The 13,132-nt window shown below is 40.8% G+C and carries 8 protein-coding genes; 5 read left to right on the forward strand and 3 right to left on the reverse strand.

Going from position 1 to position 13,132, the window contains the following annotated elements:
* Positions 1-11 precede the first annotated feature (11 nt).
* The 4 genes from DKG77_RS09000 to DKG77_RS09015 all read left to right on the forward strand — a co-directional run bounded on the left by DKG77_RS09000 (position 12) and on the right by DKG77_RS09015 (position 5,628).
* Positions 12-569: a helix-turn-helix domain-containing protein gene (locus DKG77_RS09000; protein WP_243414896.1), complete on the forward strand. Its 558-nt coding sequence runs from the start codon at positions 12-14 to the stop codon at positions 567-569.
* A gap of 68 nt (positions 570-637) precedes the next feature.
* The gene (locus DKG77_RS09005) at positions 638-3,145 is read left to right on the forward strand and encodes a heavy metal translocating P-type ATPase (RefSeq protein ID WP_109662312.1); all 2,508 of its coding nucleotides are present in this window, start codon (positions 638-640) and stop codon (positions 3,143-3,145) included.
* 6 nt (positions 3,146-3,151) lie between these two features.
* A complete protein-coding gene (locus tag DKG77_RS09010) occupies positions 3,152-3,868 on the forward strand; it encodes a PepSY domain-containing protein (RefSeq protein ID WP_109663703.1) in 717 nt (238 codons plus the stop codon).
* On the forward strand, positions 3,865-5,628 hold the full coding sequence (locus DKG77_RS09015; protein WP_109662314.1) for an efflux RND transporter periplasmic adaptor subunit: 1,764 nt from the start codon (positions 3,865-3,867) through the stop codon (positions 5,626-5,628). The genes DKG77_RS09010 and DKG77_RS09015 overlap by 4 nt, the downstream gene beginning before the upstream one ends.
* Positions 5,629-5,774: 146 nt before the next feature.
* Here DKG77_RS09015 and DKG77_RS09020 read toward each other — a convergent pair whose 3' ends face one another.
* The 3 genes from DKG77_RS09020 to DKG77_RS09030 all read right to left on the reverse strand — a co-directional run bounded on the left by DKG77_RS09020 (position 5,775) and on the right by DKG77_RS09030 (position 9,672).
* Positions 5,775-6,218: a hypothetical protein gene (locus DKG77_RS09020; RefSeq protein WP_109662316.1), complete on the reverse strand. Its 444-nt coding sequence runs from the start codon at positions 6,216-6,218 to the stop codon at positions 5,775-5,777.
* Between the two features lie 248 nt (positions 6,219-6,466).
* Positions 6,467-7,951, reverse strand: coding sequence for a mannitol dehydrogenase family protein (locus DKG77_RS09025; RefSeq protein ID WP_109662318.1), 1,485 nt, complete (start codon positions 7,949-7,951; stop codon positions 6,467-6,469).
* Complete coding sequence (locus DKG77_RS09030) at positions 7,951-9,672, reverse strand: purine-cytosine permease family protein (RefSeq protein WP_109662320.1); 1,722 nt, start codon at positions 9,670-9,672, stop codon at positions 7,951-7,953. The genes DKG77_RS09025 and DKG77_RS09030 overlap by 1 nt, the downstream gene beginning before the upstream one ends.
* A gap of 725 nt (positions 9,673-10,397) precedes the next feature.
* Between DKG77_RS09030 and DKG77_RS09035 the strand changes: the two genes are divergently transcribed.
* Positions 10,398-12,791: an ABC transporter permease gene (locus tag DKG77_RS09035; RefSeq protein ID WP_109662322.1), complete on the forward strand. Its 2,394-nt coding sequence runs from the start codon at positions 10,398-10,400 to the stop codon at positions 12,789-12,791.
* The last annotated feature ends 341 nt before the right edge of the window (positions 12,792-13,132 follow it).

Raw genomic sequence — 13,132 nt, forward strand, 5'->3', positions numbered from 1 at the left:
CCCGAACCACAATGGCTTCAGTTAAGGTAAAAAATATGGTATGCGACCGGTGTAAATCGGTTTTGAAATCTGAGTTGGAAAGAAACGGATTTTATGTGGCCCATATTGAATTGGGAGAAGTTCGATTTAAGGAGGGTTCGGATATTGAAATGAGCAAGATTCGGGAGATTTTGACCACTAATGGTTTTGAACTGGTAATCGATCAGAAAGAACAATTGATTGCCCAAATCAAAAACCATCTGATTGTTGGACTGCAAGACCAAGATTTGAACCAAAATCTCTCGGAATATCTTGTAGACAAGTTGAACAAAGATTATTCCGTGTTGAGTAAATTGTTCAGTGCCCATGAAGGGATTACCATTGAGAAGTACTTCATCGGTCTTAAAATTGAAAAGGCGAAGGAGCTTGTTCAAATGGGGGACAGAACATTTTCCGAAATAGCCTATCAATTGGGCTATACCAGTAGCAGCCATTTGGCAAGGCAGTTCAAATCAGCAACAGGAATGTCAATGGGAGTATACCAAAAAGCAAGGGAATGGAATAGAAAACCGTTAGATCAAATTGTATAAATAAAACCCATAATTGTGCAAAACTTTGGAAACAGCAATAGGTAGTTTTGGCGGTTAATTTAAAAACTATGAAACACACCTATCACATACACGGAATGAGTTGTAATGGTTGCCGAAATCACGTTGAGAAAACACTTAACGCTGTTGATGGCGTAACCAGTGCTGTGGTTAATTTGGTAAAAAAGGAAGCTATCATCGAAATGGAATACCATATCGAAATAGATACGTTTCAGCAAGCATTGGAGAAGGAGGGAGGCAACTATAGCATACATCTGCCTGGAGAACACCATCATCATCATCCTGAAAAGGAAAATAAGGTGAAACCAAAAGGCAAAGGAACAGGAACGTTTTATTGCCCAATGCACTGTGAAGGGGATAAGACCTATGATAAAGCCGGTGACTGCCCTGTTTGTGGTATGGATTTGGTCGAGGAACAAAGTTTGAAAACGAGCTCAGTGGGTGGCAAATGGACCTGTCCGATGCATCCAGAGGTTGTTAAGGACAAACCCGGCAGCTGCCCTATATGTGGAATGGATTTGGTGCCCATGAAACCGGATCTCTCTGCTGAGGAGAAGACCTACCATAAGTTGCTCAAAAAGTTTTGGGTTGCGGTGGCCTTTACCCTACCCATTTTTCTCATTGCAATGAGCGAGATGGTTCCAAACAATCCATTGTACAATGTTTTGGAGCAGAAATATTGGAACTGGTTGCAGTTCGTATTTTCAATTCCTGTGGTGTTTTATGCCACTTGGATGTTTTTTGAGCGTGCCTATCGGAGTATCAAGACCTGGAATCTGAATATGTTTACCCTCATTGGAATAGGAGCGGGAGTTGCGTGGATTTTTAGCATAGTTGGGATGTTTTTGCCAGATGTGTTTCCGGAGCAGTTCAAAACGGAACATGGAACAGTACATGTTTACTTTGAGGCAGCAACGGTTATTTTGACGCTGGTACTGCTCGGTCAATTATTGGAAGCTAGAGCGCATAGCAAAACCAATTCAGCTGTGAAGGAACTTTTAAAATTGGCACCTAACAAGGCGATAAAAGTAGTGGATGGCGAGGAATTTGAAGTAAGCATAGATACAATAGAAATAGGGGATGTCCTAAAAGTAAAGCCTGGGGATAAAATTCCTGTGGATGGAGTTATAACAGAAGGATACAGTGCCATAGACGAGTCGATGATCACGGGGGAACCTCTCCCAGTAAACAAAACTGAGGGCGACAAGGTCAGTAGTGGAACCATCAATGGGAATCAATCCTTTTTGATGAAAGCCGAGAAAGTAGGGAGTGACACACTACTTTCCCAAATTATCACGATGGTGAATGATGCTAGTCACAGTCGGGCGCCCATACAAAAATTGGCAGATACCGTTTCCGCTTATTTTGTTCCCATTGTTGTGCTAATTGCAGTAGTGACATTTGCTGTTTGGGCCATTTGGGGACCAGAGCCTGCTTACGTCTATGCTTTGGTGAATGCCATCGCTGTCCTGATCATTGCTTGCCCCTGTGCGTTGGGATTGGCTACACCCATGTCTGTTATGGTGGGTGTAGGAAAAGGTGCCCAAAATGGAGTGCTCATCAAAAATGCGGAGGCATTGGAAAAAATGGACAAGGTGGACACCTTGATTGTCGATAAGACAGGAACCATCACCGAAGGAAAGCCAACAGTGGAAAAAGTGGGTTCGTTCAGTCAAGACCTCAATGAGAGCGATATTCTTGAAATGATTGTTGCTCTAAACAGTAACAGTGAACACCCATTGGCCAAGGCGACCGTGGTTTATGGTAAAGAAAAAGGAGCAAAAGCAAAAAAAGCTGAACAATTCATTGCGGTGACCGGAAAAGGTGTTGAGGGAATAGTGGATGGAAAATTGTTGGCGCTTGGTAATCCTAAAATAATGGAATATGCCAATGCAACAATTTCCGATAGTATGAAAATGGAGGCCAAGGAATATCAGCAGCAAGGAAAAACGGTTTCATACTTATCAGCTGATGGGAAGGTCGTTGGCTATGTGGTCATTGGTGATAAGATCAAAAAGACCAGCGCGAAGGCTATAAAGGAGTTGCAAAATAAAGGAGTGGCCGTGATTATGCTCACAGGAGACAACCATGAAACGGCAAAAGCTGTGGCAAATGAGCTCAATCTGGCTGACTTCAAAGCAAGTATGTTGCCCGAAGATAAGCTTAGAGAGGTGGAACGACTGCAATCTGATGGCAAAGTGGTGGCAATGGCTGGCGATGGCATCAATGATGCGCCTGCGTTGGCCAAAAGCGATGTGGGCATTGCAATGGGCACGGGTACGGATGTAGCAATAGAGAGTTCGGCAATTACCCTAGTAAAAGGTGATCTTCATGGTATTGTCAAAGCCAGAAACCTTAGTGATGCCGTGATGAAGAATATTAAGCAAAATCTATTTTTTGCTTTGATATACAACACCTTGGGAGTTCCAGTTGCAGCAGGTGTATTATATCCCGTCTTCGGAATATTGTTATCTCCTATGATTGCGGCCCTCGCAATGAGCTTTAGTTCAGTATCTGTAATTGCAAATGCATTGCGCTTAAAACGAGTAAAAATTTAGATGATCATGATAAAAAGGCACACAGCAAAATGGATTCGAAAATCACATAGATACCTAGGAATCTTCTTGGGCATTCAATTTTTGTTCTGGACCATTAGTGGTTTATACTTTAGTTGGACAAATATTGATGACATACACGGTGACCATTTTAAGAACATGGAATACCAGCCCCCCGCGTTTTCGGATTTAATGGCACCTTCCCTATTAAATCTTAAAGAAGGGATAAATTCGATTGAAATCAGGGATATCAATGGTAAACCCTATTATTGGATCAACAAGAACCGATTGTTCAATGCCGTGGATGGAACCCCCAAGCCATCCATCAATGAAGAAGAGGCCCTTTACGTTGCTGGCAATTACATGAGGAATGGACTGGAAATTTCAGATGTTTCCCTGATAGAAAAGACGGGAAAACATCACGAATACAGAGAAAAACTTTTACCCGCTTATGTCATCACCTATAAGAGCGATGAAAACTTAAAGGCCTATGTGTCCACCATTGATGGAAAGTTCCAGACGGTTCGCCACAGAGATTGGCGCATTTTTGATTTTCTATGGATGACCCATACGATGGATTATGAGGGGAGAGATAACTTTAATACCACGGTACTTAGGGCTTTTTCATTATTAGGGTTGATAACAGTTCTAAGTGGATTTATCCTATGGTATATAAGTTCACCCTCAATTGTAAATATTAAAAATCGATTAAAAAGAAAGAGATGAAAAGGAATATTATTTATATCGTAATTGCAGCTATCGTTGGCTTGGGGGTTGGATATTTTCTATTTGGAGAATCCAATACCGAGACTATGGAAATGACAGAACATAATCATAGTCCGGAAAATGGACAAATGTGGACTTGTTCCATGCATCCGCAAATTATGCAGCCAGAAGCTGGGGATTGTCCAATCTGCGGAATGGATTTGATTCCAGCGGACGCAGGAGCTGATGGATTGTCTCCTGAACAGTTCAAAATGACAGCAAATGCAATGGCTTTGGCAAACATACGGACCACCGTGGTGGGAGATACTGAGGGTGATAACGATAACACAATTTCCTTATCTGGTAAGATTGCAGTTAACGAGGAAGCAATGGCCGTGCAAGCCAGCTATTTTGATGGAAGGATTGAACGATTGAATGTAAATTATGAGGGGCAAGCGATTCGAAAGGGTCAATTACTGGCAACTATTTATTCACCTGAACTGGTGGCCGCACAACAAGAATTGTTGACAGCAGCTTCTCTAAGGGAATCGCAACCACAATTATACAGTGCGGTACGCAATAAGCTAAAACTTTGGAAATTATCGGATAATCAAATCAATAGCATCGAAAGCTCGAGTAAAGTAAAGGAGAATTTCCCTGTGTATGCAACAGTTTCCGGAACAGTCTCAGAAGTAATGAGCTCTGAAGGGGACTATCTAAAAAAGGGTCAACCGATTGTCAAGGTCAGCAATTTGAACACGGTTTGGGCTGAGTTTGATGTCTATGAGAGCCAATTATCCCAATTTAAAAAAGGACAGAAAATCAGCATAGCTGCCAATGCCTACCCCAATAAGACATTTGATGGTGAAGTAACGTTCATTGACCCTGTGCTGGACAACACGACCAGAACTGTTACTATACGCGCCACGCTTAGCAATCAAAAAGATATGTTTAAGCCTGGGATGTTCGTATCTGGCAAAATTGAGAGCGGTTTAGTCACTCCCCAAGCATCATTGCTGGTACCCTCAAGTGCCATAATGTGGACAGGGGAACGCTCTTTGGTCTATGTAAAGGCAAATGGGGATGAGCCCATATTTGAAATGCGTGAGGTAATGCTGGGGGCAAGAAGTGGGGACCAAATTGAGGTCGCCAATGGCCTTGATTACGGTGAAGAAATCGTGACCAATGGAACCTTTACTGTAGATGCCGCGGCACAATTACAAGGCAAAAAAAGTATGATGAACAAAACAGGAGGCAAGACCATGACAGGTCACGAAGGCCATATGGGAATGCTGGAGAACAATAGTTCTTCAGACATTTCGGGAGAAATGATGAAAATAAAATTTTCAGATGGTTTCCAGAAAGATTTTGAAGCGGCATTGCCTGCCTATTTAAAATTAAAGGATGCTCTGGTATCCGGTGATGCACCAAAAACATCTATGGATGCCATTGCAACTTTGGAAATTCTGAAGAAGCTCGATTTGTCTGATACGGGAGCTATGGAAAAAGCACACGTAAATAAGAGTATTGAGATGTTGGAAGCTATCGCCAAGAAGGAAGATTTGGAAAACCAACGTATCCATTTTGTGATTCTGAACGAAAATATTGTCGCCATTGCTAGTAACTTGGATTCATTGGACAATACTTTGTATGTCCAAAAATGTCCAATGGCCAACAACAATAGAGGAGCTGTTTGGTTAAGTACCGAAAACGAAATTCGAAATCCATATTTTGGTGATGCGATGCTTACTTGTGGGAGTGTTGTAAAAATATTGAAATAAGGTAGGGAATCAGTATTTGGGTTTAATTAAAAAGGCCAAACAAAATGTTGGCCATACAGTACTTTTTTAAAAGATTTCATAATAAAAAACAAAAAAATCCCCCAAGGTGGGGCTTTCCTGTAAGTATTTATCTATCCTCTCGGATTTTAATTTCCTTCGCTCAAAGAGAAACTACCATCTCCATTGAAAGAGTTAACGGTGATTGTTACCGACCATACCCCAGAGGTTCCGGCATCAGTTACCCCAGAAAAGGAATCCGGCTCAACCGCTCCGTCCAAAGACCTGTTCAAAACAGTAGTGCCATCAGCATCCAATACCACTATGTTGAAAGTACCGTCGGTAGTTGCTGTAATATCAGCATTGTAGTCTGCTGTTGTCAGATTGTTCAACCAAACGAATGTCCTAGTGGCACTTCCACCATTTCCTGTGAAGTCACCATCAACATCCCCATTGAAATCGTCACCGTTATCGAAAACCACGCCATTGACCCTTACTTGGACCATGGTATCATCGTCGTCATTGCTACAGCCAACAAAGGCAGTGGACGCAACAACAGTGAAAATCATAAAGAAAAACTTAGTAAGTTTCATAATAATTGTAAGATTTGATTATTAGTACATGTAACAGCTAGAACGCAAATAACCCTGCATTATTTTTTCAAGGGTTATGTACCCTTGGGCTCTAAGTTCTTCATGTCTTCTCTATTAGTACCCACATAAAACAGTTTCTGGTGGATGATAGGTGTACTGATAAACGGGCATTTTATGGGACTTTTTGGGCAGAAGGAGTAGATTCCCAAAAAATGTTCGTTTTAAGGGACTATCCAAAAATTTAGCTTTTAAAGTATATCCTGTATATACTTTTTGATATCGGCATCATCATAGATTTTTTGGATCATATCGGCGTATAACTCTGTAAATCGTTCATTTTTAGTAAGATTGCCAAAAAGAGTTTCCTGTTTGATAAATGCCAGACTGTCGGTTTCGGTTCGTTTGGCCGCTTGGTGCAGTTCCCCACTCAAGGCATCAATAATTTCAAGGGGTTGTTGATTTTTGTTGATTCCTTTATCGCTGTAATAACACCAAGCGGCAATTACCAATGTTGCATATTTAATACTTCCTCCCCGGGTCACATTTTCTTGGATGGTAGGGAGTAAAAATTTTGGCACTTTGGCAGAGCTTTCCGAACAAATACGGCTTACGGAATCCTTTATATTCGGATTGGCAAATCGCTCGATCAAACTGTCTTTGTACTCTTCTAAATCAATACCTTCTACTTCGTCCAGAGCAGGGGTGGCTTCCTTATCCATAAATGCTCTCAAATAGATAACAAAAGTTTCGTCTTCCATGCAGGCGTTTATGGTTTGGTGCCCGTGAATAGCACCCAATATACCCAATACAGAATGGCCCGCATTGAGTAAGCGGAGTTTCATTTTTTCATAGGGTTTCACATCAGGAACAAATTGCACACCCACCTTTTCGAATTCAGGCCGACCATTTGAAAATTTATCTTCCACGACCCATTGTATGAATGGTTCACAAGTTACCGGCCATTCATCTTTTATTCCGTAGGTCTTTTCCAAATAATCGATATCGGCCTGGGTCGTAACGGGTGTTATCCTGTCTACCATACTATTGGGAAAACATACCTCCCGTTCAATCCAATGGGCCAAAGCCGCATCCTGTCTCTGAGCAAATGATAGTAACATGTTACGTGCAACATCACCATTATGCTGAATATTATCGCAAGACATGACGGTGAATCCCGGCAGTGCCATTTCACGACGTTTTTTTAGAGCGCCCGTTAAGAACCCATATATTGTTTTTGGGCTGTCGGAATGTTTCAAATCGTGTTGGATATCAGGATTCTCAAAGTCAAATTCTCCTGTCGATGGATTAAAATTATAGCCCCCTTCGGTAATAGTCAGAGAGACAATTTTGGTTGACGGGTCCGCCAAGCGCTCTATGACGGGTACGGGGTTATCGACACCTAGTTCGAAATCGATTATTGAACCTATTATCCGGGGTTCTATTTTCCCATCTGGATGTTTCACCAGAACCGTGTATAAATGATCTTGCTTTTTTAGAACCTCATATATTTTTTGATCACCTTTCCGCAAACCAACACCACAAATACCCCATTCAGGAGCCTTAAATTTTTCTTGGAGCTGATGTGTATAAAACGCTTGGTGCGTCCGATGAAAACCTCCGACACCGATATGGACTATTCCAACCTTATGAGAACTGCGATCAAATGTCGGGACAGGAATACGGTCGGCAAGCTGATTCAAATTCTTTTGATTAAGTATCACAGTATTTTTCATTAGTGCTCTTCTTTTTTTGGTTTTCCACGTTGTAAAGCCCAATAGGCCGTTATGAAATAAATCAATGTACTGATAAAGGCATATCTATAGAATATTTCACGATTTTCTACATACCCACTTTCCGTGGCACTACCGAACATGACATTACAGGCCAAAATCAAGGTAATAACCAAAACCGTAATCGCTATGATTTTTAATCCTTTGGAGAATAAAGATTTATCCTTGGAAATAATCGGCTCATTAGTTGCCTGCTGTTCTTGAAATCGCTCGATCGAATCCTTCCGAAGTTCTTCTTCTTTTGCTTCCACTGGATATTTTCGTTTCGCCCCATAACGAGACGCGAGCACCGTATACACCAAGATGGTAAAAATCCACGTCGGGATAAAGAGATAAAAGAAAGACATTATAAGGAGCGCATTCAAGCCAAAACCGAAGACCAAGCCCAAGGCCCAAGAGGCAACGGCAGGCATACTAAAAGTCAACTTGCGATACGAAGACCAATAGCGCGTAAAGCCAATTCTAGGGAAAATTTGATGTTCTGCAAATACAATCGCCCCCACAGGAACCACAAGTAACCCTGCATAGGTCAACAACGGCAGTATTTGTGAAAAAACGAAAGGAAAGCATGCTATCGCTATGGTTATCAAACCGACTGTTAATGTAGTTCCTCGCCGTGAATGGTTATAAAAGATGGCCTGTGCCGCCAAACCTGCCCGATACAGGTTAGTTATGGCAGTAGTCCATCCTGCAACGATTACAATTACAAATCCAGACCAGCCCAACGCATAGTAGGCAACATCGCCCGGGTCGAGTTCTACAATGGATTTTCCTAAAATCACTGCTGCTCCTGCACCCATAATACCCGCGGCGATCCATGCAACATAATGACCGAACATCATTCCCGTACTCGTGGCCAGCCCATAAATTTTCTTTTTCGCGAAGCGCAACAGGGCCATATCGATTAAGCCGAAATGTGTAATGGTATTGGCCGCCCAGGCGAACCCGATTACCTCGACCAAGCCGATGCCAGGTTCTCCGTTACTGTCGATTCCCGTCCATATCGATTGATTGCCCAGTATAATAAAATCATTCCATCCACTCGGTGAAGTCTTATCCAACACGTCTAGGGATAAGGCAGGTAAAAGTACCATAGCCCCGCTGGTAAACATTACGAAAAGCCAAGGTGCGCAAATACCCGAAAATTCGGAAACGGCATTAAATCCATACATTGCTATTGAAACCACCACTATACCAACAACGAATACAATTAAAATAAACCAAAGATTGGTTGGATACCAGTTCAGTTGGGCAGGAATGTCAAATGCAAAACGGACAGCAGTAGCCGATACGGTAACCATAGCTGCAGATATTACCGAAAATATGATCACATTGGCCCAATTATAGAGCTTGGTCATCGAATCGCCCGCAATCTTATTGAGATAGGTATAGAGACTCAGTCGCGTATCGACCGCAATGGGGGAAGTGATGAAGGTCCAACTCAGAACGGCCAACACATTGCCGATCAACAGTCCTAATAAAATGTCCATTGTTTTCGCTCCTAAGGCGACAAATGTGGCTCCGATGACAAACTCGGTGGCGGCCACATGCTCGGCGGCATATAGTCCGGCAAAATGGGTCCAATCATGTAATTTATGTTTGGCAACGGGTAATTGTTCTTCTTCAAGGTTTTCGAACTGTTGAAAATCGTTGGTTGTGTTCATATTTAAGTTGGCGTTGGGAATTGGATTCTCGTGAATCTTTATTAGTTCGATTTTATTACTAATTACAATCGATTTTTATTCTTACAATACAATGTTAGAAAATAAACATAGACCATTTTCCTGGTATAAAAATCATCGTAAATTAACATTTTTTAAGTAAAATCAATTGTCCCCCAATACGGCCATTTTATGGGATAATGCATCGATAGTGAATTTTCTCTTGCTATTGTGTCCTATTCTTGGTCTCTTTTTGTATTCTTGTTAATTCACCTTTTACAGGACAATCCAATTACATTTAATCCACCGTTTTAGGTCATTAAATGGCTTTTTCGGTGAATTTTAAGAAAGTTTAGAAATAGGTATGGCAAATTGAACTTTTATAATAGGCAATTAAAGTCAAGAAAAACCTGGGATTAATTATCTCACAACCATAAGCAGATTGTTTCGAAAAACGTTCATTTTAAGATACTCCGGCCATCATGATATATTAAAAATGCATTCCTTTTATTTAATCCTACCCGAATGACGTATAAATAATGGACACTTCCTGTACAGATATTTTACAGTTTTGAGAATCGGTTTCAACCAATAATTTTGTAATAAATTGATATTAAATTAGTTATAAAAAATGGCATGCTTATAGTTATAGGAATCGTACGATCCCTATAATTTTTCGAAGGATAATCACCTTTTTTGGAAGGTACCACTAGTCAAAAACGAGAACCATGCTCAAAAACTATCTAAAAATCGCTTGGCGAAATCTGAAACGCAATAAAGGCTATTCCGTTATCAATATTGGTGGTTTGGCGGTTGGAATAATGGTAGTAATGCTTATTGGGCTTTGGATTACAGCTGAACTCTCTTTTAATACATATCACAACAATTATGAACGCATAGCTCAAGTATGGCAGCACCAAACAAATAGTGGCAAAAGGGTAACTCAAAATTCAATTCCTGCTCCTATGGGGCCAGAATTGGAGAATAGCTTTGGAGGTAATTTTGAGCATGTAGTCATGTCCTCTTTCACTTGGGAGCATATCCTTTCAAAAGATGACAAAAAGCTTACGGAAAAAGGAAACTATATGGATGTGGGCGCTCCAGAAATGCTTTCCTTAAAAATGTTGCAAGGTAGCCGTGATGGTTTGAAAAAACTTAATTCTATTCTTCTTTCAGAATCGCTCGCAAACTCTTTTTTTGGAAATCAAGACCCGATTGGAAAAGTAGTAGAAGTAGATAATGAACTTAATGTTGTAGTAACCGGAGTGTACGAAGATTTGCCCATTAGTTCAGAGTTTTCAGACATTATGTTCATTGCACCTTGGAAGCTTTATACATCATCTGTTGATTGGGTCAAATCAGCAATCGAGAATCCACGATGGGATGACAACTCCTATCAACTGTATGTTCAAGTTGCCGCCAATACGAACTTCGAAACGGTTAACAGAAAAATCAAGAATATCAAATATGATAAACTAGACGCATCGCAAAAAGCTCTAAAGACTGAAATCTTTCTTCATCCTATGGCCGACTGGCATTTGAAATCCTCTTGGAAAAACGGTGTTCAGACAGGTGGCTTCATACGTTACGTCTGGTTGTTCGGTATTATCGGCTTTTTTATCCTTTTACTGGCATGTGTAAATTTTATGAACCTGAGTACCGCGAATTCCGTTAAAAGAAATATAGAAATAGGTATACGAAAGTCTTTGGGTTCGAACAAAGGGCAATTAGTCAATCAGTTTTTGAGCGAGTCCATTGTTGTCGTTTTCATATCATTCTGTGTGGCTCTTTTAATGGTTTTGATCGTTCTTCCGTTTTTTAATCAATTGGCCGGTAAACAGATAGTGTTCCCCTACAATAATTTTGTGTTTTGGCTAATATGTCTATCAAGCATACTGTTGGTTGGGCTTTTGGCCGGAAGCTATCCAGCCCTTTATTTGTCTTCTTTCAAACCTGTCAAAGTATTGAAGGGAAGTTTTAAGGCAGGTCGTTCCGTATCGGCTTTTAGAAAAGTCCTTGTGGTATGGCAATTTACGGTTTCTGTGATTCTCATTGTTGGCACTATAGTCGTCAGGGAACAGATTGAACATTCAAAAGAACGACCGCTGGGTTACGATAAAGAAGGGCTGATCATAATGGAAATCTCGACTTCTGACTATGAGGGTAAGTACAATTTGCTGCGAAACGAATTAAAGAACCGGAATGCAATCGTGGAAATGTCGGAATCGTCAAGTCCTCTTACGGCTGCATTCAACAGCAATGATGGATTTTCGTGGGAGGGAAAAGACCCAGGCTTCAATGCTGAATTTGCTAATTTTTACATCACGCATGACTACGGAAAGACAGTAGATTGGGAAATTGTTGAAGGACGAGACTTTTCGAGAGAATTTTCAACTGATTCTACAGCCTACATTATCAATGAGGCCGCCGTAAAGTATATGGGTCTTGAGAACCCTGTTGGTAAAATAATCAAGTGGGGCAATAGCGAACATAAGATAATTGGTGTTGTGAGGAATATGCTATCGGAATCGCCTTACGAATCGGTCAAACATGCCATCTATATGATAGACTACGTTTACAATGCAAATTATATTGAATTAAAGTTGAATCCGGACAAGAGCGCATCCGAAGCGTTGGCAATTGTTAAAGATGTGTTTACGGAATATGTGCCAGCAGTCCCTTTTGAATATCAATTTGTAAATCAAAACTACGCTAAGAAATTTGCCGAAATGGAACGCATCGGAAAACTCTCGGGGATTTTTTCTTTACTAGCAATTTTTATCAGCTGTTTGGGTCTCATCGGTCTTGCATCCTTTATGGCAGAACAACGCACAAAAGAAATCGGTATACGTAAAGTGCTAGGTGCATCGGTTATGAATTTATGGGCTATGCTTTCCAAAGACTTTATCGGTTTAGTCCTGATATCGGTTTTAGTAGCTACTCCAATCGCTTGGTACTTTATGGGCCAATGGTTAGAAAGTTATGCGTATCGAATAGAAATAAGTTGGTGGATTTTTGCTATTGCCGGAATGTCCGCTTTCATTATAACCGTACTGACCGTAAGTTTCCAAGTGATTCGGGCCGCCATTTCTGACCCTGTGAAAAGTTTACGGACAGAGTAGTATCCTATAACGGCCACTTTACAATACCAATTGGAAAAAACAGCGAAGTCTCATCAATTGTTGAGTTATTCAATAACCTAGCAATAACTCAAGAAGTCTATGCTTAATCCCCTAACAAATTAAGGCGGTCAATTAACTTAAGGAATTCATCCTTTTTGTTTTTACTCACCATGTCTTATGATTTTTAGTTTAACTGAGCAGATTTTACTTTAGGCAATTTCCACAACCCTTTGTACCGCTTAAATTGGGCTTTAAGAGGATAGAAAAATTAGGGTATAAAGTTTGTTTGTTTTTTGAAGCAAATCTCCAGAGAATTCTATATATGTCTCGAAAAGAACACC

It is taken from the genome of Flagellimonas aquimarina (assembly GCF_003149745.1).
GTDB lineage: Bacteria > Bacteroidota > Bacteroidia > Flavobacteriales > Flavobacteriaceae > Flagellimonas > Flagellimonas aquimarina.